At 67.6% G+C, this 23739-nt stretch carries 23 protein-coding genes; 9 read left to right on the top strand and 14 right to left on the bottom strand.

Annotated features, from left to right (window positions below):
• The first annotated feature begins 179 nt into the window (after positions 1-179).
• From PI86_RS08940 to PI86_RS08930, 3 genes are all read left to right on the top strand, one after another.
• Complete coding sequence (locus tag PI86_RS08940) at positions 180-1496, top strand: MFS transporter (RefSeq protein ID WP_014898895.1); 1317 nt, start codon at positions 180-182, stop codon at positions 1494-1496.
• A 150-nt stretch (positions 1497-1646) separates the two neighbouring features.
• Positions 1647-2897 carry an MFS transporter gene (locus PI86_RS08935; RefSeq protein ID WP_039321094.1) on the top strand — a complete coding sequence of 417 codons (1251 nt, stop codon included), beginning with the start codon at positions 1647-1649 and terminating at the stop codon, positions 2895-2897.
• Positions 2898-3104: 207 nt separating this feature from the next.
• Positions 3105-3716, top strand: coding sequence for a cysteine hydrolase family protein (locus PI86_RS08930; RefSeq protein WP_039321092.1), 612 nt, complete (start codon positions 3105-3107; stop codon positions 3714-3716).
• 51 nt (positions 3717-3767) lie between these two features.
• Here the strand turns inward: PI86_RS08930 and PI86_RS08925 are convergent, their stop codons facing one another.
• The 3 genes from PI86_RS08925 to PI86_RS08915 all read right to left on the bottom strand — a co-directional run bounded on the left by PI86_RS08925 (position 3768) and on the right by PI86_RS08915 (position 7234).
• Positions 3768-5393, bottom strand: coding sequence for an amidohydrolase (locus PI86_RS08925; RefSeq protein ID WP_039321090.1), 1626 nt, complete (start codon positions 5391-5393; stop codon positions 3768-3770).
• A 362-nt stretch (positions 5394-5755) separates the two neighbouring features.
• Positions 5756-6571 (bottom strand): helix-turn-helix transcriptional regulator, encoded by an 816-nt coding sequence (locus PI86_RS08920; protein WP_039321350.1) that lies wholly within the window; start codon positions 6569-6571, stop codon positions 5756-5758.
• Between the two features lie 186 nt (positions 6572-6757).
• On the bottom strand, positions 6758-7234 hold the full coding sequence (locus PI86_RS08915) for a nuclear transport factor 2 family protein (protein WP_039321082.1): 477 nt from the start codon (positions 7232-7234) through the stop codon (positions 6758-6760).
• Between the two features lie 267 nt (positions 7235-7501).
• On the opposite strand from PI86_RS08915, the gene PI86_RS08910 reads away from it, so the two are divergent.
• On the top strand, positions 7502-7888 hold the full coding sequence (locus PI86_RS08910; protein ID WP_039321080.1) for a winged helix-turn-helix transcriptional regulator: 387 nt from the start codon (positions 7502-7504) through the stop codon (positions 7886-7888).
• A gap of 648 nt (positions 7889-8536) precedes the next feature.
• On the opposite strand, the gene PI86_RS16315 is transcribed toward PI86_RS08910, so the two are convergent.
• Positions 8537-8908: a YXWGXW repeat-containing protein gene (locus PI86_RS16315; protein ID WP_082012183.1), complete on the bottom strand. Its 372-nt coding sequence runs from the start codon at positions 8906-8908 to the stop codon at positions 8537-8539.
• A 608-nt stretch (positions 8909-9516) separates the two neighbouring features.
• On the opposite strand from PI86_RS16315, the gene PI86_RS08905 reads away from it, so the two are divergent.
• On the top strand, positions 9517-10617 hold the full coding sequence (locus PI86_RS08905) for a porin (RefSeq protein WP_014898903.1): 1101 nt from the start codon (positions 9517-9519) through the stop codon (positions 10615-10617).
• A 187-nt stretch (positions 10618-10804) separates the two neighbouring features.
• Here the strand turns inward: PI86_RS08905 and PI86_RS08900 are convergent, their stop codons facing one another.
• A complete protein-coding gene (locus PI86_RS08900; RefSeq protein ID WP_039321079.1) occupies positions 10805-11203 on the bottom strand; it encodes a GreA/GreB family elongation factor in 399 nt (132 codons plus the stop codon).
• Between the two features lie 513 nt (positions 11204-11716).
• On the opposite strand from PI86_RS08900, the gene PI86_RS08895 reads away from it, so the two are divergent.
• Positions 11717-12046, top strand: a complete 330-nt coding sequence (locus PI86_RS08895) for a DUF4148 domain-containing protein (RefSeq protein ID WP_014898905.1) — start codon at positions 11717-11719, stop codon at positions 12044-12046.
• A gap of 154 nt (positions 12047-12200) precedes the next feature.
• Here the strand turns inward: PI86_RS08895 and PI86_RS08890 are convergent, their stop codons facing one another.
• Positions 12201-12662, bottom strand: coding sequence for a CBS domain-containing protein (locus tag PI86_RS08890; protein ID WP_039321076.1), 462 nt, complete (start codon positions 12660-12662; stop codon positions 12201-12203).
• Between the two features lie 177 nt (positions 12663-12839).
• Here PI86_RS08890 and ribA point away from each other — a divergent pair, with 177 nt between their 5' ends.
• On the top strand, positions 12840-13490 hold the full coding sequence (gene ribA / locus PI86_RS08885; RefSeq protein WP_014898907.1) for a GTP cyclohydrolase II: 651 nt from the start codon (positions 12840-12842) through the stop codon (positions 13488-13490).
• A gap of 243 nt (positions 13491-13733) precedes the next feature.
• Positions 13734-14315 (top strand): GNAT family N-acetyltransferase, encoded by a 582-nt coding sequence (locus PI86_RS08880; protein WP_039321074.1) that lies wholly within the window; start codon positions 13734-13736, stop codon positions 14313-14315.
• A 531-nt stretch (positions 14316-14846) separates the two neighbouring features.
• Here PI86_RS08880 and PI86_RS08875 read toward each other — a convergent pair.
• From PI86_RS08875 to PI86_RS08865, 3 genes are all read right to left on the bottom strand, one after another.
• Positions 14847-15608: a hypothetical protein gene (locus PI86_RS08875; protein ID WP_200885190.1), complete on the bottom strand. Its 762-nt coding sequence runs from the start codon at positions 15606-15608 to the stop codon at positions 14847-14849.
• 52 nt (positions 15609-15660) lie between these two features.
• Positions 15661-16269 (bottom strand): acyl-homoserine-lactone synthase, encoded by a 609-nt coding sequence (locus PI86_RS08870; protein ID WP_039321069.1) that lies wholly within the window; start codon positions 16267-16269, stop codon positions 15661-15663.
• 209 nt (positions 16270-16478) lie between these two features.
• Entirely contained in the window at positions 16479-16922 is a 444-nt protein-coding gene (locus tag PI86_RS08865; protein ID WP_039321067.1) for a DUF4902 domain-containing protein, read from the bottom strand.
• A 73-nt stretch (positions 16923-16995) separates the two neighbouring features.
• On the opposite strand from PI86_RS08865, the gene PI86_RS08860 reads away from it, so the two are divergent.
• Complete coding sequence (locus tag PI86_RS08860; protein ID WP_039321064.1) at positions 16996-17715, top strand: autoinducer binding domain-containing protein; 720 nt, start codon at positions 16996-16998, stop codon at positions 17713-17715.
• 46 nt (positions 17716-17761) lie between these two features.
• On the opposite strand, the gene PI86_RS08855 is transcribed toward PI86_RS08860, so the two are convergent.
• From PI86_RS08855 to PI86_RS08835, 5 genes are all read right to left on the bottom strand, one after another.
• Complete coding sequence (locus PI86_RS08855; protein WP_039321062.1) at positions 17762-18469, bottom strand: MgtC/SapB family protein; 708 nt, start codon at positions 18467-18469, stop codon at positions 17762-17764.
• 307 nt (positions 18470-18776) lie between these two features.
• Positions 18777-20324 (bottom strand): TolC family protein, encoded by a 1548-nt coding sequence (locus tag PI86_RS08850; RefSeq protein WP_039321060.1) that lies wholly within the window; start codon positions 20322-20324, stop codon positions 18777-18779.
• A complete protein-coding gene (locus PI86_RS08845; RefSeq protein ID WP_039321058.1) occupies positions 20311-22389 on the bottom strand; it encodes an FUSC family protein in 2079 nt (692 codons plus the stop codon). Before PI86_RS08845 ends, PI86_RS08850 begins: the two co-directional genes overlap by 14 nt.
• A complete protein-coding gene (gene mdtN, locus PI86_RS08840; protein WP_039321056.1) occupies positions 22370-23419 on the bottom strand; it encodes a multidrug transporter subunit MdtN in 1050 nt (349 codons plus the stop codon). The genes PI86_RS08845 and mdtN overlap by 20 nt, the downstream gene beginning before the upstream one ends.
• On the bottom strand, positions 23416-23709 hold the full coding sequence (locus tag PI86_RS08835) for a hypothetical protein (RefSeq protein ID WP_039321054.1): 294 nt from the start codon (positions 23707-23709) through the stop codon (positions 23416-23418). The genes mdtN and PI86_RS08835 overlap by 4 nt, the downstream gene beginning before the upstream one ends.
• Positions 23710-23739 lie beyond the last annotated feature (30 nt).

Here is a 23739-nt window from a genome sequence, read left to right as displayed (position 1 = left end):
TGCGGCTAAGTATCCGCCGCTCCCGTTAATTGATGCGGGTTTTCGGCGTCCCTATGATCGGTTCATGCCGGTTGCCCGTGGGTGCGGGACGTTCTTTCCCGTCCCGTCGCGCGTAGCGGCTCACGATCGCCCGCACGGGCGGCGGCCGGCACCGCCCCACGAGACTGCAGGAGACAAGCATGCGCGACTCACGTCGGAACACGCGGCATCGGCAAGTGATTGCCGCGGTCGTCGGCAATACCCTCGAGTGGTACGACTTCATCGTCTACGGTTTCTTCTCCGGCATCATCGCGCGGCTGTTCTTCCCCGCCGAAAGCCAGTACGCGTCGCTGCTGATGTCGCTCGCGACGTTCGGCGTCGGCTTTTTCATGCGTCCGGTGGGCGGCATCCTGCTCGGGCTCTATGCGGACCGCAAGGGCCGCAAGGCCGCGATGCAGCTCATCATCTTCCTGATGACGCTGTCGATCGCATTGATCACGTTCGCGCCGTCGTACGCAACGATCGGCCCTGCGGCGCCGGTCCTGATCGTCGTCGCGCGGCTGCTGCAGGGTTTCGCGACCGGCGGCGAATACGCGAGTGCCACCGCGTTCCTGGTCGAGAGCGCACCCGCCAACCGGCGCGGCCTGTATGGCTCATGGCAACTGATCGGCCAGTGCCTCGCGGTGTTCTCGGGCGCGGCGATGGGGGCGTGGGCCACGCAGTCGCTGTCGATCGACGCGCTGCATAGCTGGGGCTGGCGCGTGCCGTTCGCGCTCGGGCTGCTGATCGGGCCCGTCGGCCTGTGGATCCGCCGCCATATGGAAGAGACCGAGGCGTTCCTCGACGCGAGCAAGTCGGTCGTCGAGCCGCCCGCGAGCGTGTCGCGCGTGCTGCGCGACAACCTGCGCGGCGTGCTGGTGTCGATGGGGCAGACGATCACCGGCACGGCCGTGTTCTACGTGATGCTCGTCAACATGCCGACGTTCGCGCACAAGACCTTTGGGCTGCCGCTCGACCAGGTGTTCAAGGCGCAGATGGTCGCGGTCGCGCTGCTGACCGTGACGATCCCGGTGTCCGCGATCGTGTCCGACCGCATCGGCCGGCGCCCGGTGCTGCTCGCCGGCATGCTGGCGATGCTGACGGTCACCTATCCGCTGTTCTCGTGGCTGGCCGCCGCGCCGAGCGTCGGGCGCCTGCTCGTGATGCAGCTCGTGATCTGCACGATCATCGGCATCATCTACGGCCCCGCGCCGACCACGCTCGCCGAGCAGTTCGCGACGCGTTCGCGCTCGACCGGCGTCGCGCTCGCGTACAACGTCGCGGTGATGGTGTTCGGCGGCTTCGCGCCGTTCATCGTCACGTGGCTGACGCGCGCGAGCGGGTCGCCCGTCGCGCCCGCGTGGTACGTGCTGTTCGCGGCGTCGTTCGGGCTCGTTGCGACCGTGTTCATGCACGACGGCGCGCCGTGCGTGCTCGCGCGCCGGCAGTTTCGCGGCGAGCCGCTGAGCGCCGAATAGCGGGGCGCCGTCCGGGGCGGTCAGCCATCGGCTCGGACGGCAGGCAGGGTATCGACACGGCCGATGGTTAGCATCGCGGGCGGCGGCCTACCGGGGCTGCCGCCCGCTCGTTACGCTTGGGCGATCATCCACTCCGTCCGGAAGGTCGCCATGTCCCGGCTCGACTACACGTTGCTCGGCCCCTGCCTGCTCGCCATCGCGATCGACGCGATGGGGTTCGGGCTCGTCTACCCGATGATGTCCGCGATCTTCAGCGATCCGCACGCGGGCATCCTGCCGGCCGACGCCGGCGAGCACGCGCGCAATTTCTACCTCGGTCTCGGCTACGGGATCTATCCGTTATGCATGTTCTTCGGCTCGTCGCTGATGGGCGAGCTGTCGGATCGCTACGGCCGCCGCAGGATCCTGCTGCTGTGCGTGCTCGGTCTCGCGGCCGGCTATGCGCTGATGGCCGCCGGCGCGTGGCACGCGAGCGTCGCGCTGCTGCTGGCCGGCCGCGGGCTCACCGGCCTCGCGGCCGGCTGCCAGGGCATCGCGCAGGCGGCGATCACCGACGTGAGCACGCCCGGGAACAAGGCGTACAACATGAGCATCATGTCGCTGGCATTCAGCGCCGGCGTGATCGTCGGCCCCGTGCTCGGCGGCGTCACGTCCGACCGGACGATTTCGCCGCTGTTCGACTACGGTACGCCGTTCGTGCTCGTCGCCGCACTGTCGCTGGCCTGCGCGTTCTGGACCTGGGCGTCGTATCGCGACACGGCCGCGCCGCGCGGCGACACGCGTATCGATCCGCTGCTGCCGCTGTGGATCATTCGCGAAGCCGCGCGTCAGCGCAACGTCGCGTTCCTGTCGGTGGTGTTCTTCCTGATGCAGGTCGGCTACGGGCTTTACCTGCAGACCATCATGCTGTTGCTGCAGGCCAGGTTCGGCTATACGAGCGCGCGGCTCGGGCTGTTCAGCGGCGTGATCGGCATCTGCTTCGTGTTCGGCCTGCTGTTCGTCGTGCGGCTGATGCTGCGCGTCTGGCGCGTGATCGACATCGCGAAGACGGGCCTGCTCGTCGCGGGCCTCGGCCAGATCCTGTCCGCGTGGTTCCCCCACGAGCCGGTGCTGTGGACGCTCGCGATGGTGGTCGGCTGCTTCGACATGGTTGCCTACACGACCATGTACACCGCGTTTTCCGATGCCGTCAGCGCGGACCGGCAGGGCTGGGCGCTCGGCGTCGCGGGCTCGGTGATGGCCGTTGCGTGGGTCGTGACGGGCGCGCTCACGAACCTGCTGCCGGTGGTCGGCGAGATCGGGCTGCTGCTGATCGGCGGCGCGGGGTTCCTGCTCAGCTTCGTGATGATGGTGTTCTACGGACGCAAGCAGGCGGGCGGGCGCACGGCGGCGCTGTCGTAGGCGGCCGTGCGCAGGTTGTTGGCCCGATCCTGTCGGACGTGGTCCTGATGGCTACTGTCGCGGATGGCCGAGCGGCCCGACACTGGCGTCTCGCGGTCACGGCAGGCTTGCCACCGGCGCAAACCCGACCGCGGCCGCGCATGGCGACCACGGCCTGGCCGGATCGCCGTTCCGTTCGATGTGCCAACCTGGAGTAGAGAGCGACCCATGCAACATCCGACCATCCGCACGCTGGCCGGCGCGAGCGCGCCGGCGTCGATCGACGCTGCCCGCACCGCGCTGCTCGTGATCGATTTCCAGAACGAATATTTCAGCGGCCGCCTGCCGATTCCGCAAGGGCCGCGCGCGCTCGGCAACGCGCGGCGCGTGATCGCGTTCGCCGATCGCGCGGGCATTCCGGTGTTCCACATCCAGCACGTCGGCGCGGCCGACGGCCCGATCTTCGCCGACGGCAGCGACGGCTTCCGCTTTCATGCGGACCTGCAGCCGGCGCCGCATCACGCGGTCGTGAAGAAGACGTCGGTGAGCGTGTTTCCGACGACCGACATCGACGCGCGCCTGAAGGCGGCCGGCATCGACACGCTGATCGTCACCGGGCTGATGACACATGCGTGCGTCGCCGGCGCGGCGCGCGATGCGGTGCCGCTCGGCTATGCGGTGATCGTCGTCGACGACGCGTGTGCGACGCGCGACCTCGACGTCGCGGACGGCGGCACGGTGCCGCACCGCGACCTCCATCGCGCCACGCTGGCCGCGCTGTCGGACACGTTCGGCGACGTGCTGTCGACCGAGCAGGTGCTCGCGCTCCGCGTCGCCTGACGAACGCCCGGCCGACACGCAAGCGGCACGCGAGCCGCACTCAAGCGGCGCTCAATCCGCCCAGCCCGGCGCGGCGTACACGACCTCGCCGCGGAAGCACGTCTCGAGCACGCGCGTTTGCGCGAAGGTGCCGACCGGGTGCTCGAACGGATTGCGGTCGAGGATCGCGAGGCTCGCATCCTTGCCCGCTTCCAGCGAGCCCGTGCAGTCGTCGAAGCGCAGCGCATACGCGGTGTTCACCGTATACGCCTCGAGCATGGTGAGCAGGTCGAGGCGTTCGTGCGGATTCCACGGCGGGCTGTCCGGCTGGTCGATCAACCGATGCGTGACACCGGTCTGGATGATCTGCATCGGGTCCATCGTGCTGACCGACCAGTCGGAACCGGCGGCGAGCAGCGCGCCCGCGTTGCGCAGGCTGCGGAACGGATAGTTGCGCGCGGTGCGCTCGGCGCCGAGCAGGTCGCGGTAGAGCTGTTGTTGTTCCTCGCGCGCGGCCGTCCACAGGGTCTGCACGCTCGCGATCGCGCCGAGCCGGTTGAAGCGGCCCATGTCGGCCGGATCGACCAGCTGCAGGTGCGCGAGCTGCGCGCGCCGGTCGCGCATCCCGTTGCGGCGTTGTACGTGTTCGAGCGCGTCCAGCGTCATGCGCACCGCGCGGTCGGCGAGCGTGTGGAAGTGCAGGTCGAAGCCGGCCGTATCGGCGAGCAGGCAGATTTCGTTCAGCGCATCCTGGCTCCACAGCGCGAGACCGCAGTCGTCGGTGCCGGCGTACGGTTCGAGCAGCGCGGCGGTTTTCGATTCGGGCACGCCGTCGACGAAGATCTTGACCGTATGCAGGCGCAGGTTGTCGCATTCGTATTCGCGACGCCACGCGACGAAGCGCTCGATCTGCTCGCGCGGATCGCGGCGCGGGTTCGCGTAGAGGCCCGCGCTCACGTACGTCTTCAAGCGGCCTGCGCGTTGCGCGTCGGCGTAAGCCTTGAGCTCGGGCTCGTCGACGCGCGCGTCGAACCAGCCGGTGATCCCGTAGCCGTGTGCCATCGCATGTGCCTTTGCGAGCGACTTCGGATAGCCGGCCGGGCTCAGTTGCGGAATGATCGGGCAGACGCGGTAGAACGCCGCTTCGTGCACGACACCGTTCGGCACACCCGACGCATCGCGCTCGTATACGCCGCCGGTCGGATCGGGCGTGTCGAACGTGATGCCGGCTGCTTCCAGCCCTTTCGTATTGAGGCAGCCGCTGTGCACGTCGAAGCCGACCACGAGCAGCGGCCGGTCGGGCACGATCCGGTCGAGCAATGCACGGGTCGGGTACGCGCCGAACGCGGCGAGGTTGGCGCCGCCGAGATAGACCCACGGCTCGTTCGGCGTCGCGTCGGCACACGCGCGGATGCGCTGCAGGATCGCGTCCGGATCGTTGATCCCGGACAGGTCGAAGTCGCTGAGGATCTGATGGCCTTCGAGCGGATGCACGTGGCCGTCGATGAGGCCTGGCAGCATGAGCCGGCCGCCGAGATCGACCTTGCGCGTCGCGGGGCCGGCGCGCGGGCGGATGTCGTCGTCGCGACCGACGGCGACGATCTTGCCGTCCTTCGTGGCGAGCGCCTGCGCGAAGCGGCGCTGCGCGTCGCCGGTGTAGAGCAGGCCGTTCAGGTAGATGGTGTCGGCGTATTGCATGGGTCTCCTCCGGTTCGGGGAATCGACGGACGCACGCGTCCATCGGGCGGGCCGTCGGGCGCGCCTGGTCGCGTGGATCCGGTCGGGTTGGAATGGGATGACGGGCGTCAGGCCCGCGTGCGGCGCGGCACGAGATGCCGGTTGCGCCGATCGATGCGCGTCGGCAGGTCGAGGGGGGACGCGTGCGTGGCCGTGCTGGCCGGCGTCCATCCGGGATTCGGCATTCCGTGTCTCCGTTGCATCCGGCGCGCCGCTGGCGTCGGGTGAGTCAGATACTAGGAGCGGGCCGGCCGGCTGTCTGTCATCGTTTTAAGGACAAGCCGCGACAAACGCGCGGGAAGGCTGGGGGCGGGCGCTGCGAGCTAGCGGGCGCCGTCGGCGGGCGTGTCATCTTCGGTCACGCACCACGCGAACAGCCCGGCCCGGTTCGCGACGCCGAGCTTCGCGAGCGCGCGGCCGAGATAGGTGCGCACGCTGCTCGGCTTGAGCTCGAGCGTAGCGGCGATCTGCGGAACGGGGCGGCCTTGCAGCACGGCACGGCACACGAGCCGCTCGCGCTGCGACAGCGCCGCGCCGCTGGCCGCCAGCCTTTGCTCGAAGCGCTGCAGCAGCGCGCCGTCGTCCTGGCGCGGCGCGAGGCGTGCGAGCCTCGCATGCTGGATCAGCAGCGGCAGCACGAAATCGCCGAGTTGCCGCAGCAGGCTCAGCTCGGCCAGCGTGTACGACGGCTGGCCGCGCCGGCGGAACAGCGAGAACGCATAGACGTAGTCGCGTTCGCTGCCGAGCAGCGTGCAGTCCTCGCCGAGCTCGCCGAGCGCGAACTGGCGACCGTATTCGGTCGCCGTGTCGATGTCCTCGTTGCACGAGAACACGAGCTGCGAATCGGTGACGCGTTCGATATGCGGAAGCAGCGTGTCGTTGCGCCAGTCGCCCTGTGTATACAGATCGAGCGCATGGCGCGTGCCGCCGGGATCGTCGCCGCCCGCGAAGAACAGCACGTCGACGCTGTCGACCGCTTGCGACCCCGCACCGCGGCGGTAACGGGTCGCGACGCTGTAATGGGACTGCGGGTCGACCGTTTCGCGCAGCCACGCCCAGAGCCGGGCGGGGAACTGCGGACTGCCGAGGCTGGCGACCAGGTCGCCGGCGCTGTTCAGGGAAATGTGGGCGGGGTTCATCTTGGACACCATCTTCGCGAACGGCCGCCTGCGCCGGTCGTGCCGCGGCGCGCGGCGGCGTGCGGGCGGGCGACGGCCCCGGTGCGGTCATGCGGGCCGGGGCGGCGTGGCGGCGAAGCCCGATTGTAGGGGACTTCGCCGGTGCCGGGCGGCCGTGCCGTTTCGCGCGGTGCCGGCCGCTCCGGATCAGAACATCGTGTTCGGGTTCGCGGCGTTTTCGGGCACCGGCTGGATCGCGTCCCAGTGCTCGACGATCCTGCCGTCCTTCACGCGAAAGATGTCGACCACCGCTTCGCCGCGATCGCCCGGGCGCTCTGTCGCATGCACGTGCAGATACACGAGATCGCCGTCGGTCGCGCTGCGGACGATGCGCGCGCGCGATGCGGGGTTCTGCTTGAACGCGCCGACGAAGTACGACACGAACGGCTGCTTGCCGTCGGGCACATGCGGGTTGTGCTGCTTGTAGTCGTCCGCGACGACGGCTGCGGCCTCGACCGCTTCGTGCTTGTTGAAGAAGCGGTCGTAGAACGTCAGCACGAGCTGGCGGTTGGCTTCCTCGGCGGCCAGGTCGCGCGTGGCCGGGGCGGCGGCCAGTGCGGCCGCCGAAGCGGCAAGCAGGACGAACGCGGCAACGGCGCGAACGGGGGAGCGGAGCGATGGCATGTGGCGTGTTCCTTGTCTGGCGATTCGTTGACGGGCGCGCGGTGCGCGAGTGGGGATGATGCCGATCGCAGCCATCGGCGGACGACGGGGAGCCCGGCGACACGCGTGGCCGGAGCGCATCCGCATGCTTCGGAGAACTGGAAAATCGGTGCGGCTGTCAGGACGATCGAATGGTACAGTTGCCGCGAACCCGTCACAAGAAGTCATCGCGGTATGAACAGGTCACACAGCGATGACCTTGCGTTGCCCGTGAAAGAGAGTCCTGTCATGCCGTTTCCGTCCGCCGACGCATCCGTCGAACTCGATCAGCCATGCCCGATCCGCGATGTACTCGACCGCATCGGCGACCAGTGGAGTCTGCTCGTGCTCGAAGCGCTGTCCGGCGGCACGATGCGCTTCAATGAACTCGGCCGCGCGATCGGCGACGTGTCGAACCAGATGCTGTCGCGCACGCTGAAGCGCCTCGAGCAGGATGGCTTCATCAGCCGCACGCTGTTCGCCGAAGTGCCGCCGCGCACCGAATATGCGCTGACCGATCTCGGGCGTTCGTTCCTGACGCCGATGCACACGATGATCCGCTGGGCCGACGAACATCATCGTGCGATTTGTGCGGCGCGTCGCCGGGCGCGCGAGCTGGAAGGCAGCGGGCGTTGAGCGGGCCGCGCTCATGCGGCCGCGTGGGCACGGCACGTCTGCACGGATCGGTTGCATAGATCGGCTGCATGGATCGGCTGCATGGATCGGCTGCATAGATCGGCTGCATAGATCGGCTGCATAGATCGGCTGCATAGATCGGCTGCATAGATCGGCTGCATAGATCGGCTGCGGTGCCGGATAACTTCGTCATCCGAACGTTTGGGCGGCGTGAATGGCTTGTATGTGCGTTGCCACGAAGGCCGCGGCATGCTCGTGAAGCGATTGGCACCTGCTGAAGCGTGCGGGCTGTCGTGATCGATGTATCTGCGATTGGCATCCGCGCGGTGCGTCGGCGTGCGAGCCGGACGCTGCGACGTGTCGATCGGCAGCGGCACGAGGCGATTCGGTAAGGTGAGGGCGGGCATCGGGCGTTCGGCTGAGCCCGATACGCCCGATCGGTGAGACGCGGGCGTCCCTGATATGAAATGCAGTGGCGCATCCCGCTGCGCGTGCGTGGCGGACCGTTGGCGGGGGCCGGATCGGGCGATGCCGGCCGATATCGGTATGGGCCGGCCCACTGGCCGGGCCCGTCGTCCTGCGGCCGAACGGTGCGGGCGCGCCCGCCGTCCGGCTGCGCGCCGTCCGAGGGGCGGCGCGGGCGGCTGCCTATCGCCAGCCGCCGTCGACGTAGACCCACGCCGGGCCTTGGCGGCGCCAGTAGCCGGGGGCCCATCGACGCCCCGGGCGGCGCGCGACCCAGCGGCCGGACACCCATATATAGTGGCCGCGCTCCCAGCGCCAGTAGCCGTCGGTCCAGATATAGCCGTGCGGCCTCGGCGGCGGCGGCCGGCGGTCGTGCCGCGGTGCCGGCGGTGCAAAGCCGGGGCGATCGCCATAGGGCGGCCTGCCGGGCCCGGGGGTTGGCCCCGGCCGGTACCCCGGCGGCACGGGCTGGGCCGAGGCGGTACGCAGCCAGCCGCCGGTGCCGGCGAGGGCGGCGGTCAATCCGATGGCGCGCAACAACGAGCGTCGATTCATGGCGAGTCCTCTGGTGTAATCGAGTCTGCCTTACATTAGCCTGCCGGTCCCGCGGCCGGGTTACGCGGGCCGTTAAGGCTGTTACCGCATGTCACGGCGGCGCGGGGCGCCGTCGGCCGCGTCGTGCAGGCCACCCGTTTCGCGGGGCCCGGAGGACGTATGACGGCCGCCGCAGCCGCTCGCCCTGTGTTTACTGTTGGGTCACCGGGTTTTAGGTGGACAAACCTATTATTTGGGACTAAATTGAGTAAAAATTACCGTTTTTTCGGGTTTGCACCGTTTCCGTTTGTTGTTTCTATGCAACCGTCAAGACGATGACATGAAAGAATGATGGGATGAAAGCCTCCAAAAAGCAGGCGTCAAGAAGTCAAAAAAAAGCGTTAAAACAAATACTTATGACACGTCCCTACTTTCATTATTTCTAGTTCTGGAAAAGCTTATTTCTTTATTTGCAGATCGCGCCCCTAGGGTACACCCCTAAACTCACGGTTCCCAAACGGGCAACTATCCGGGCGCAGCCAGCAGGACCGATGGCGTTTCCGGGCGGTTGCAGACCGTTTATGAACAAGGTCGCGAGACCTGCCTCTTTTTAGAAGGGAGCTCCACGAATGAACAAGACTCTGATCGTTGCAGCAGCTGCAGCATCGTTCGCTACCGTCGCTCACGCGCAAAGCAGCGTCACGCTGTACGGCGTGCTGGACGCAGGCATCACCTACCAAAGCAACGTCCAGAACGCAGCCGGCCAAGGCAAGTCGCTGTGGTCGATGGGTTCGGGCATTGACCAGAGCCGCTTCGGCCTGCGTGGTTCGGAAGACCTCGGTGGCGGCCTGAAGGCGATCTTCACGTTGGAGAGCGGCTTCAACATCGGCAACGGCAAGTTCGCGAACGGCAACGGCGGCATGTTCAACCGTCAAGCATTCGTCGGCCTGTCGAGCCAGTACGGCACGGTTACGCTGGGTAAGCAATACGACGCAACGCAAGACTACCTGGCGCCGCTGACGGCAACGGGTTCGTGGGGCGGCACGTACTTCGCGCACCCGCTGAACAATGACCGTCTGAGCACGAACGGCGACGTCGCGCTGAACAACACCGTCAAGTACACGAGCGCGAACTACGCTGGCCTGCAATTCGGCGGCACGTACTCGTTCTCGAACAACACGAACTTCGGCAACAACCGCGCATACAGCGGCGGCGTGTCGTACCAGTTCCAAGGCCTGAAGCTGGGTGCAGCTTACTCGCAATCGAACATCGGTGATCCGCTGAACACGGCAGGCGCAGTCAACGCGTTCGCCGCACAAGGCCGCAACCGTACGTTCGGCGCAGCTGCAGCATACGCATTCGGCCCGGCGCAAGTCGGTGCAGCATGGACGCAATCGCGTCTGGACAACCAGGCAAACGGCACGGGCTCGCTGCGCGCTGACAACTACGAAGTCAACGCAAAGTACAACCTGACGCCGGCTCTCGGCCTGGGTGCTGCTTACACGTACACGAACGCGAAGTTCGAAGGCAGCAGCGCGCACTGGAACCAGTTCGGCCTGCAAGCTGACTACTCGCTGTCGAAGCGCACGGACGTGTACGCACAAGCTGTGTACCAACGTGCATCGAAGAACGCCGGCGGCGCTTCGATCTACAACGGCGACATCAACACGGCTCCGAGCTCGTCGATCAACCAAACCGCAGCAACGGTTGGTCTGCGTCACCGCTTCTAAGCGTGACGGCTGGGTAACCAGCTTCGCAGCATCAAAAAAGGCGCCTTCGGGCGCCTTTTTTTCGTCCATCGACGGCAGCAACGCATCCGGCAGGGACGATGCATGGCGTCAGGACGCAAAAAAGCGAGGCCCTGGGCCTCGCTTTTTCGTTTTGTGCCGTGAGGTGCGCCGCTGGCCGGCGGTGGCATCAGCGTGTGTATTCGCCGTTGGCTTCCGGCTGGAACACGATCGCCGAGACCTTCATCAGCTTCTCCGCGCCGCTCGGCTGCATCACCTTCACCAGCTGGCCGCGTTGCGTGCCCAGCAGCGCCATGCCAACCGGCGAGAACACGTTCAGGCGCCCGAGTTCGAGATTGGCGGCATCCGGATAAACAATCGTCCAGGTAGCCTGCTCCTGGGATGCCTCGTCGAGCAGCGTGATCTGTGAGTTCATCGTGACGACGTTCGCCTTGATGGCGTCGGGCTGCACGATGTCGGCGCGCTCGAGCAGCGTGTCGAGCATCGCCTGGAAGCGCGGGTTGTGCTCGGCGTGCTTCTCGAGGCGAGCGACGTCGAGTTCGGTCAACTGGTAAAGGCGTTGCTTCATGGAAGTTCTCCAAATGATCGGCATGGGGCAGGCGTGGCGTGCCTATGAGGATCGCCCGGAGCCTGTCTGACCTGGCTCCGGGAGGAGACCGAGCCGTCAGATCAGGCGCCGGGCAGGGGCGAGCGGCGCCTGGGCCGTGCGTCGAACGCAGGGGTGTGCCGGATGACCGGCGCACGCACGCACGCCGGCCGGGCCGGACAGCGAAACCGAAAGGGGCGTGAGCGCGTGCATGGTGGATGGAATATCGACGGGCGAATAAAACCTTACGATTCTACAACACAACCTTCCGGATCGGTGAGCCCGATGTCGGCCTTTCGTCAGGCATTGTTGTGTAAATGGTTCAAGTGATAGCGATCTCGCCGAGCGGGAGCCGCTGATATTTTCCAAAATTGCAACGCTGTATGTTCAAACCAAGGGTTTCCCCTTGGTATTGCGAGCACTACACTTCTTCCATCGCTTCAGACAGTTCAACCGGAAGCGAGGTCAAAAGAGAACATATTTCGGAGGTTCATCATGAAGTCGATCATCTACGCAGCGATCGCTGCATCCGTCCTTGCCGCCCCGATCGCATCGTTCGCGCAGTCCGAGCAGGGCTTGACCCGTGAGCAGGTCCGGGCTGACCTCGTGCAACTCGAACAGAACGGCTACAAGCCGCTGGCGAGCGATTCGCAATACCCGCAGAACATCCAGGCCGCGGAACAACGGATCCAGCCGAACCAGCCGATGCTCGCACAAGCCGATACGAGCGGCTACGGTGCGGTGGCGAGCGCTGCCGGCCAGTCGGGCCGCCGCGTGACGCGTGAAGCCCCGAATCCCGTGAACTCGGTCTACTTCGGCAACTGAACACTCCCGGGTCTGCCCGAGCACAGCATGTGAGCGACGGAGCGTGCACCAGTTGCGCGCGCCTCCGTCAGCAAGAGCAGAACCTCCGTCGCCGCATTCCGGCGGCTTTCCCGCCCAGACGCTCGCGCGTTTGGGCCTTTTTTGCTGGTGCGGGTCAGACGGACGTGACCGCCGGGGTGCCGTGGATATAGTGTTCGAGCTGGCTGATCGTGAATTGCTGGTCGGCAATCACGCTTTTCACGAGGTCGCCGATCGAGATCAGGCCGATCAGCTTGCCGTCGTGGAGGACGGGCAGGTGGCGCATCCGGTGCTCGGTCATCAGCGCCATGCACTCGTCGGTAGATTGCGACGGTTCGACGTAGCGCACCTTGGCCGTCATGATTTCCTCGACGCGGGTGGCTTTCGACGAACGATCCTGCAGCACGACCTTGCGCGCGTAGTCGCGCTCGGTGACGATGCCTGCGATGTCTTCGCCGTCCATGACCAGCAATGCGCCGATCCCCTTTTCCGCCATCAGCTTGATGGCGTCGTAGACGAAATCGGTTTTCGCGACGGTGTAGATGGTGCGGCCCGAATCCGGCTTGGCTTTGAGAATTTGCGCGACGGTCGTGCTCATTTGCTTGCTCCGTGTGCAGGACGATGCAGGGAAGGCAGGGCGAGATGCGCGGCATCCGACGGGCCCAGTATAGCCGGGCCGGCTGCGGCAGTCGCGTGACGTTTCCAGATTAGCGGTAAACTCCGGTCACGCACTATCCACACAACTCCTACATTCCTGATCGTTTCGATTCAATTCATGATGTCTTCGCGTCCCGAATCGCCCACACCGGGCAATGGCCAGGCCGACGAGTGCGTGACGCTCGTTGCCACCGCGTCGCTACCCACGCGCTACGGTACGTTCACGTCGTACGCTTTCCGCGTATCGGGCAGCGATGCCGAACATCTCGCGCTCGTGATGGGTGACGTCGCCGGCGAGCAGTCCGTGCTGACGCGGCTGCATTCCGAGTGCCTGACCGGCGACGTCTTCGGCTCCTACCGCTGCGATTGCGGCGAGCAGCTCGATCTCGCGTTGCGCTACATCGCGGCGGAAGACCGCGGCGTGCTGCTGTATCTGCGCGGCCACGAAGGGCGCGGCATCGGCCTGAGCAACAAGATCCGCGCATACGCGCTGCAGGAGCAAGGGCGCGACACCGTCGAGGCGAATCTCGACCTCGGCCTGCCCGACGATGCCCGCGAATACGATTCGGCCGCCGCGATTCTGCGGATCCTCGGCGTGACGTCGGTGCGCCTGATGAGCAACAACCCGAAGAAGTTCGACACGCTCGTGAAGCACGGCATTCCCGTCTGCGAACGCGTGGCGCTCGCGGTGCCCGTGCGCGAGGAAAACGAGCGTTATATCCGCACCAAGCAGGCGAAGTTCGGGCATTACTTCGAGGAAAACGAGTAATCCCGGTCGGCGCGCGGACGTCCGTTCGGGCGTCGCGCTCTCGCTCATCCGGCGAACCCCGTGCGGGAAGGTGCATCCCGCGGCATTCATTTCTCGCCGCCTGTACGCTCGGCCGTCAGCATTGCCTGCCGTTCGGCGCGCCGATCGCGATTCCTCCGCTTCCGCATTCGGGCTTGTGACGCGACGGTGTTGCGTGCATGTGGTCCGTCGCGCCCCGGCACCTTCTGGACGTTGCGATCACGCATGAACCTGCCGTTGAAGATCGACACCGAACGTTTGACGTTGCGTCGCTGGCGACCGGACGACGCCGGCGCGCTGGCGGCGATGCATGCGGATCCCGACGTGACCGCGTGGCTCGCGCGCGGACCGATGTCCGCCGATGAAGCAGGTGGCGTCATCGCACGCTTCGACGCGCATTTCGACGCACATGGTTTCGGTGTGTGGGCGATCGAACGCCGCGCCGATGGTGCGCTGATCGGGCTCTGCGGCCTGTCGCGCGAAGTGCGCCGCGAACATCCGATGGCGCCGTGCGTCGAGATCCTGTGGCGCCAGGCTCGCTCATCGTGGGGGCATGGCCACGTCGCCGAGGCGGCTGCTGCGGTATTGGCCGACGGGTTCGGACGGATCGGACTCGACGAGATCTTCGCGTGGACGGCCGCTACCAACCTGCGTTCGCAGCGTGTGGCTCAGCGCCTCGGGATGCTGCGGCAACCGGCACGCGACTTCGATCATCCGGCATTGCCGGAAGGGCATGCGTTGCGGCGGCACGTCGTGTTTGTTGCGCGCGCAGCGGCCGTGGACTTCGACGGCGACGTCCGGGCTTGACGGCCAGGGCATGCGTGCCTGTCAATGCCATCCAGCGTTCTGCAGGGCGATCCGGTAGCCCGGCGTCCTCGACGTCTGTCTGCAGGTTTCCCGATACGGATTGAACGACCTCACGCGCATGAAGCGGTGCGGTTGCGCGTGCGCATGCGGCGCCCCACGGTCAGGACTTCGGTTGGCGCGACGGCTGATGCACGGATGGGCGAGCGAGAGGGCGCTCGGTGTGCGTGGAAGGCAAATGCGCGTGGCGGCGATATGTCCCCGATAAACCGCGCAGGCAAGAAAAAGCCCGCTACTGGAGCGGGCTGAATCCATGTTTGGAGACATGGAGGAGACAGACGTAACTTTAAGGGAAAACCCGAGGGATGGCAAGCCCTAGTTGTAATTGTGCAACGCAGCGCTGCCGGATCTTTTCCGCGAGGGCGGGGCAGCCGTTCGTCGGGCCTGTTCCATCGTCCCGCCGAGTCCTGCTGCAGACCGGTCGTCCGCCAGTGCGGCGGCGGCTGTCGCAGTTCGGCACAGCCGTTCCCGCTCTCACGTGCAGCCTGCCCGCGCATGCGCAGCCAACGCACCGAACCGTTCCTGCGCGACCGGCAGCGCGTACTTGTCGCGCATCTCCGTCTCGATCCACGCACAGGCCTCGCGTGCGCAATCGGTGAGCGCGTGCCGTGTCGTGTGCCCGTCGATGTCGTAGACGAAGCGCACGCCCACCTCGTCGTCGGACACCTGGCGCTGCAGCTGGTTGAGTTGCAGTTGCGGCCCGTGCCGCTGAGACAGCACGCGCAATTCGTCGAAGTGATATTCGAGCCAGTCGGCGAAGAACAGTGCATCGCTGTGGCACCGCAGGCGGAACGCCGCGCTGCGCGACGGACGCTGCGTGGCGTCGCCCGTGGCCTGCGGCTCGCCGGTTGGCGCGATGGCGGCATCGACGGGTGCGAGCGGGTGCCGGATGTGTCGGTACGGTTCATGATCGCGCAGCGCGTGCCACAGCAGTTCGTCGCCGGCGGCGCCGGACGGCTGCATCGTCAGATCGTGCCGGCCGTCGCCGGTAGCGGCGATGTCGCGGATCACGAGCCGCAGCGAGCAGAGCGGCTCGTCGGCGACCAGCAGCGTCGCCGCGCGCGGCAGCCCGCAGACGAGCGGCGCGGCGCCGGCCGCACGAAACACGAGCCCGCGGCGATCGAGCCGCACGAGCGGCAGCGGCCGCGGAAACGACGGGTAGGCGACCGTGATGCGGGCGCCGCCGGCGCTCGTCAACCCGGGCATCATCGCGCGAAAGACCTGAGACTGGTCCAAGGTGGTTCTCCTTCGTTACGATGCCGCCCGGCCGGACTACGCGCGTTCCGGCTCAGGCGGCGATGGCTTGCCGGGCAGCCCGTCCCGGCTCGATTCCTAGTGCGGCAAACGTTTGCGGATCGATGTCGATCCAGCACGCGACAACCAGACGACCGTCCACCTGTTTCGGGGGACCTGCCCGGTGCGCGTGCACGCCGATCCGGCGGAACAGCCGCTCCATGCTCGCGAACGTCACGCCGATCAGCTGCCGCGCGCCCAGTTGCGCCGCGCATTCGACGACCGCGGCGAGCATCGGCCGGACGGCCCACTCGGCGTTGCCCGGCCCGCCTTCGTCGTCGCTCGCCGCGAACCGCGACAGCTCCCAGACGGCGGCCGATTGCGGCAGCGGAACGTCTTCGGCGATCAGGTCGGCAAACAGCGACTTCAGCAGATACGGGCGAGTGGTCGGCAACAGGCGCGCACATCCGCACACGTCGCCGCCGGCGTTTCTCGCGAACACGTAGACGGTATCGTCGCGATCGAACTGGTCGCGCTCGAAGCTTTCGTTCGCCGACGGGAGCGCCCAACCGAGCTGCTCGACGAACACGCGGCGCCGATAGCGCCCGAGATCCGCTGCAAGTTCGTGTGGCAACCGCCCTTCCTCGTGAACGAAGGTCCGCATGGTGTCCTCGGATCGGTACTTTGGTATGCCCGCATTACATCGCGCGTCCCGAGGAGGCGGTAACTGGTAACTCTTACAGGGTGAGGCCGCGCCGACACCATTCGACCGGTGGGAACGGTTTCTTGATCGGCGGGATTGAAATACCGGCGGCTTTTGCTTATAAAGAGCGCCAGTCTTGCGGAAACATCAGAGGAAAGCGCGGCCGGTTGTCACTGGAGCGTCGGACCGGCATGATAGGCGTCGTCGCGACCGAGCAGTGACGACGCGACCGCGGCGGGCCAGTCGATGCACGCGAGCCGCGTGGCGAGCGCGGCGGCCGTGCGGAACATGCCGAGGTCGGCTCCCGTGGCGTCGACGGCCATGATGTTGCTGCGGACGTCGCCGCCCGCGATCACGAACGTGCCCGTCGCGCGTTCGAGATACCAGTCCCAGCCGACCGTCAGGTATGCGACGCCGGCGCTGGCCGGGCGCTGCCATTCGGTATAGCCGGCGAGGCGCGCGTCGATGGTGTTGTCGCGCAGTTCCGCGAGCAGCGATGCATCGAGGCCGCTCGCGACATGGTCGAGCACGAGCGCGGCCAGTGCGCTTTCGGACAGGCGCACATAGCCGTCCGGAGACGGACTGCGGACCGGGTGCAACAAAGGTGAAGTCATGCGCGGAATGTATCAGCCCCGAACCGGCGCTGGCACCTGACAGGTATGACAGCGTGACGTTGTCGGAGAAAGAATGGAATTGCGCTGGCAGGATGCCTACCAACAATTCAGTGCCGCGGAAGACGAGCAGCAGCTCTTCCAGCGGATCGCTGCTTATTCTAAACGCCTGGGCTTCGAATATTGCTGTTACGGCATTCGCGTGCCGCTGCCCGTTTCGAAGCCGGCGGTCGCGATCTTCAACACCTATCCTGACGGCTGGATGGCGCACTACCAGGCGCAGAACTACATCGAGATCGACTCGACGGTTCGCGACGGCGCGCAGAGCACCAACATGATCGTCTGGCCGGACGTCGACCGGATCGAGCCGTGCCCGTTGTGGCAGGACGCACGCGACTACGGGCTGGCGGTGGGTGTCGCGCAGTCGAGCTGGGCGGCGCGCGGCGCGTTCGGGCTGTTGAGCATCGCGCGCCATGCCGACCGGCTCACGCCGGCCGAGATCAACATGCTGACGCTGCAGACGAACTGGCTCGCGAACCTGTCGCATTCGCTGATGAGCCGCTTCGTGGTGCCGAAGCTGTCGCCCGAGTCGGGCGTCACGCTGACCGCGCGCGAGCGCGAGGTGCTGTGCTGGACGGCCGAAGGCAAGACCGCATGCGAGATCGGCCAGATCCTCAGCATCTCGGAGCGCACGGTCAACTTCCACGTGAACAACATCCTCGAGAAGCTCGGCGCGACGAACAAGGTCCAGGCGGTCGTCAAGGCGATTGGGGCCGGGCTCATCGAGACGCCCTGACGCGGCCGCGGCGGCGGGGCGGCCGTGTCGCACGGGCCGCAGCCGCTCACTCCATCATCGGCTCCGCTTCCTTCGCGGTCCAGCTCACGCTGGAAATGCTTTTCTCCATGCTCATCCGGCTCGCGATCTGCTCGAGCTTCTGCTGATCCTTCGGATGCAGCTTCAGCGTCGCGGTCACCTTCAGCCGGTCCGGCTGCTCCGGCACGTCCTCGCTCGTCAGGCTCTGGAACGACAACGGTTTCGCGTACATCGAATTCGACAGCAGCGTGCGGATGTGCACTTCGTCGGCGGTCAGGCAGATTACGGTGATCTGGTATTCGCGCACGAGATCGGCGTTCGACACGGGGGTCGCGTTGATCGCCTGGCTGACGCCGCGCAGCACGGTGTTGGTGAGCAGCACGACGCCTGTGCCGGCGAGCGCCGGCACGAAATGGCCGGAGCCGGCCAGCACGCCGACGGCGGCCGAGCACCACAGCGTCGCGGCCGTGTTGATGCCCTGGATCGAGCCCTTGTCGCGCATGATCACGCCGCCGCCGAGGAAGCCAACGCCCGACACGACGTACGCGGCGATCTGCGTGACGCCGGCCACGCCGTTGCCGGTCAGCACGCCGAGCGTGACGAACAGGCACGCGCCGCTCGCGACGAGCGTGATGGTGCGCAGGCCCGCCGTGCGCTGGCGCATCTGGCGTTCGAGGCCGATCGCGACGCCGCAGGCGAACGCGGTGAAAAGACGGAGTGCGAAATCGAGAGTCATGGTTGTCCTGCCGTGCAAAGAGCGCGTGCCGGCCCGCGTCGCGGCGGCGCGATGCCGAAGGCGACACGATGGCCGTCAGCGCGCGGTACTGTACCGCGCGAATGCGTCATTCAGTGTGAAACGGGCGGCGTGCGGGCTCGCGGAACGCGAGCCGCGACAGGAGAACTGCGGCGGACAGGCGTTCAGGCGGCAAGCGGCGCACGCAACGGAGTGCTGCAACTGTCCACGATGGTTCCTGAAGGAAGAATGGGCGGCATTCTAGTGGCTCGCCCGCGCAGGCGTCAATCGGTTCGGGTCGGGCGGCGCGTCACTGCGACGATCCGATCGTCCCCGTCGCGAGCGCGAGCGCGGCGGCGGCCGACAGCGCGCCGGCGTAGCTGTCGACTTCCGCGTTGCGCGCGGCGAGCAGCTGGCTTTGCGCGATCGTCGCGTCGGTGACGGAGCCGACGCCGTTCCGGTACGCGGTCAGCGCCGCGTCGTAGCTCGTTTGCGCGGCATCGACGAGCGCCGTCGCGGCATCGTGAGACGCAAGGCTCGTCTGCACCGCGTTCTGCGCGGCGACGACCTGGCGGACGGCTTCTTCCTTGGTCCGGGTGAGGCGCGCGGACGCGCTTTGCGCATCGTTGCGCGCCTGCATCAGCACCGCCGAGCGCAGGCCGCCGTCGTACAGCGGGATCGTCACGCCGAGGAACACGCCGCCGCCGTAGCGGCTGCCATTCAGGTTGACGGTCGGTGCCTGGTCGCCGATCGCGGGCAGCGCGGAAATCGCCGTGCCGCCGCTTGCATACGATGTCGATGCGGACAGGAAGATCTTCGGCATGAACGCGGCTTCCGCAGCCTTGATCTTCGCGCGATTGGCCTGCTCGAGCGCGTACGCGCCCTGCAGGTCGGGGCGGCGCGCGATCGCGTCCGACACGATCGCGTCGACCGACGAAGCGAGGGCGGGCGGCAGCGGCCGCTTCGGCAGCGCGGCGATCGACGGCTTCGACAGCGGCGAGATGCCGAGCGCGGAAACCAGCGCGAGGTAGCTGTCGCTTTCCATGCCGTTGGCCTGCACGAGCGCGAGATTCGCCTGTGCGCGGTTCTGCGTCGCCTGCGCGAGCTCGACGACCGTGCCGACGCCTTGCCTGAGCCGAGCGCGGGATGCCGCGAGGATTGCGTCCGCGTTTGCCAGGCCCTGCTGCGCGCTGGCCGCGCGCGAGCGTGCGGCTTCGTAGCGGTAGTACGCGACGGTCACGTCGTGGATCACCTGCTGGTGCACCGCCGTGAACGCGACGTTCGAGGCGACCGACGCCTGTTCGGCCGCCTCGACGCGCGCCGCGCGGCCGCCGAAATCGAACAGCAGCCATTGCAGCGACAGCGCGGAGATCGTGCCGTGCACGGTCGTGTTGCTCGACGCGTCGCCGAGGATCGTCGAGGTCGAGCCGTGGCTCGCCTGGTATGCGCCCATCGCGGTCGCGGACAGGTTCGGCAGGTACGCGGCCTTCGCGATGCCGACTGCGAGCGCCGCGTTGCGCGCGTCGTTCCACGCGATGCGGGTCAGCGGGTTCGTCGATTCGGCGAGGTCGATCAGCTCGGGCAGCGTGTACGGATGCGTGGCGTCGAGCGCGGCGGGCGGCGATACCGACGCGAGCGCGGGCGATGCCGGCAGCGTGTAGTCGTGCGGTGCGCGTTGCGCGGACGCGAGCGCAGGGGCCGGCACGATGTCGCCGGCAGCCGAGGTCTGCGGCTGCCACGGTCGGTCGGGCGCCTGCGGCGCCAGATCGATCGACGACGTCGCGCAGCCGGCCAGCGCGACGGCGGTCGCGAGTGCTGCGGCGACGATCGACGCGGCCGGCGGTTCAGGGACGCACATGAGGGGCAGGCTCCTTCGAGGTGGCTTGACGGTCGGCGTCGGCGATCTGCGCGAGCCGCGTGTCGATCAGATTCAGCAGTGCGTCGTGTGCGGAGTCCGCCGGGGCGCCGGCCGGCGCCGTGCCTGCGGCTGCCGAAGGCGGCGGCGCAGCGGTGTGGGCGGCCGGTTCGCCGTCGCGCAGTTCGACCACGCGCGCGAGCCGCGCATCGATCGCCGCGTCACCCGGCGCGCGCTCGGCGAGCAGGAACAGCGGGCCTTCGAGCGCACCGAGTTCCGCGAGCGCGCGGCGCCGGGTGGCGAGCCACGTGGCGGCCGGCCGCACCCACGACGGCTCGTAGTGGATCAGGCCGAGTTCCTGCGCGATCGCGCCATGGCGCGCGAAGGCTTCGGCGGCGAGCGTGCGGCGTTCGGCCGGCTGAACGATCAGCGCGACACGGCGCCATTGATCGAGCAGCGCCGTGAGCGCGACGTCGATCTGCTTGCCGATGCTGACGGGCCAGATGCGCGTGAACACGAGATACACGACGAGGTTGCCGAGCAGGATGCCGATCGTGCGATCGCGCGCGAGCGTCAGGTCGAAGCCGGGGCCCGCGCCCTGGATCACGCACAGGAAGAACGCGAACGCGACCTGGAAGCCCGCGTACGCGATGCGCGGCGAACCGAACGCGACCCACGCGGACAGCCACGCGCCGACGAACACGAGTGCCATCAGCTCGCCGATCGACGACAGCGCCGGCACGACGAACACGAGCGCCGCGGTCCCGATCAGCGCGCCGACGATGCAGCCGGCGATCCGCAGCGTGAGCTTCTCGACCGTTTCGGCCGTCGAGCCGAGCGACACCATGTAGCAGGTGATGAAGCAGGTATGGATGCCCGACCAGTCGAGCTGCGAGTACAGCAGGTAGCAGAACATCGCCGCGACGGTCGTCTTCAGCGCGTAGCGGATGTGATCGGGGTTGGTGCGGGCGTCCGGCAAGAAGAAGCCGCCGCGCGGCGCGGGCGGGGCGGCGGTCGCGTTCGCCGCCGAAGCCGAAGCCGAAGCCGACGCCGACGCCGACGCGTCGGGCGGTGCAGCGGCCGCTGCAGCCGGTTTGACCGGCTCGGCGAAATGCGTGATGGCCGTGTGCAGGTCGGTTGCGACGACGCGCGCAAGTGGCGGCAGCGTATCGGCCGGCGGCAGCGCAAGCGTCACGTCGACCGGATAGCCACCTTGTTCGAGGATCCCGGCCATCTCGTCGAGCGTCGCCGCAGCTGGTTCCGCGAACGCGGCGGGCAGCCGCGCGTCCGGTTCCCGGTCGGCGAGCGCGACCGCGACGAGCAGGGCGGTGCTCGATGCGATGGCTTGCCGCAGCGCGGGCGCGTCGGCGGCCGGCGTCGAGCCTTCGAGCGTCGACAGCTTGAGCCACGTGAGCAATTGCTTGCCGCCTTCGCGCAGGCTCGCGTCGAGGGCCGCGCGCGCGTCTTCGTCGCCGCGCAGCCGCCGTGCGGCGAGCCGCAGCCGTTTCGCGAGCTGCGCGAGCGCGAGCTTGCGCGGCGACGGTGCGATCAGCAGGTTGACGACGATCGCGACGCCGACCGGAATCGCGACCATCAGCCATGCATAGAGCAGCGCGCGCGTCGCGGCTTCGCCGACCGGCGCGAGACCGAGCTGGTCGAGCCCGAAGCCGACGATCATCGCGAGGATCGCGCCGACGGGGCGCAGCTTGCTCGCCGAAGTGAGGTACAGCAGCCCGACCGACAGCACGGCCATGCACGCGACGCGCAGCACCGAATACTCGATGCTGAAGATCGCGACGCCGATCACGAGCGCGATCACGAGCGTGATGAGGAGCATCATCGCGACCGCGAGCACGACGCTCGTCACGCGATCGGCGCGGTTCAGGAAGAACACGACATACGCGGAGATCGCGGCTTCCGGCGTGCCGTAGCCGCTCGTCACCAGCACGACGAGCGCGCAGATCAGCGCGACCCGCACGGCCATTGCGCTGCGTCCAGGAAACGGCGCGAGCAGTCGCAGGACTTCGCGCGGGCCCGGCGAGCGGACCTCAGCGGCAGGCTGAGCCATGCCGGACCTCGACGATCGCGCTGGCGCCGACGCGCACGAGCTTGCCGTCGGGTTCGTCGAGCTTCACGCGCACGGGGAAGCGCTGGGCGACATGCACCCAGTTCACCGAGCGCTGCACGATCGGCAGCGCGCGCGGCAGGTTGATGCGATCGCTGTCCGCGATGCCCGCGCCGATGCCGACGACCTTGCCCGTCAGCGGACGGCTGCGGTCGATCATCGAATAAACGGTCGCGCAGTCGCCGACCGCGATGCGATTCAGCGACGTCTCGCGGAAATTACCGACCGCGAACCATTCGCTCGCGTCGATCAACGTGAAGATCGACTGGTTCGGCGCGAGGGTTTCGCCGGCGAGCACGGTCAGGCCCGTCACGAGTCCGTCGTGCGGCGCGCGCACGACCGTATCGTCGAGCGCGTGCTGCGCGCGGGCGAGCGCGGCTTCGCGTGCGTGGAGCGTCGCGATCGCGTCGGCATCGTCGCCGATCGTCTGCGCGGACGATCGCTGCTGTTCCTGCGCCTGCGCGAGCGACACGGCCGCATCGCGCTGCCGGACCTTCGCCTGGTCGAACTGCTGCGCGCTGACGTAGCCCTGCGCGGCGAGCGGTGCGAGCCGGTTCACGTCGCGCAGCGCGAGATCGTGATTCTGTGTCGCGCGCTTGACCTGCTCGGCGGCGACCGCGGCGTTCGAGCGCTCGCCGATCAGCGACCGGCGGCGCGTGTCGAGCGACGCGCGCGCGAGTTCGAGATCGGCCTGCGCCTGCGCGACCGTCAGCCGATACGGCACCGGATCGATTTCATACAGCAGGTCGCCTTTCGCGACGCGCTGGTTCTCGTGCACCGCGAGCTGCACGATGCGCCCGCCGACGGGCGACGCGACGTGCACGACGTCCGCGTCGATCGACGCGTCGTCGGTGGACGGGTAGGCGGTCGTGCGGTGGTACGCGTACGCGAGCGCAGCGATGCCGAGCGCGACGATCGCCAGCGCGATCGCGCGGCCTTTGACGGAGGGGCGGGCGGTTCCGGCGGCCTTCATGCGAACGGCCCCGTGCCGGTGAGCCAGACGATCACGGCGACCACGATCCCGATCGCGGTGCACACGGCGAGCTGGTAGGGCACCGTGGCGGCCCAGCCGGTCGCGACGAACACGCGGTGCGCGACGATCGCGCCGGCGATGCCGACGATCGCGCTGACGAGCCAGAGCGGGAAATACGCGCCGAACAACGCGAACGACGGTGCGCCGCGCGACGCGCAGCCCGCGAGCGGCAGGGCTGGCACCAGGGTGGCGACGACGCGCAGCGGCGCGCGCGGCATTGTTTTTCTCATGGTGTGACGAGCTCGACGGTGGGGGTGGAT

It is taken from the genome of Burkholderia sp. A9, assembly GCF_000801975.1.
This window is presented reverse-complemented; position numbering and strand designations above follow the sequence as displayed.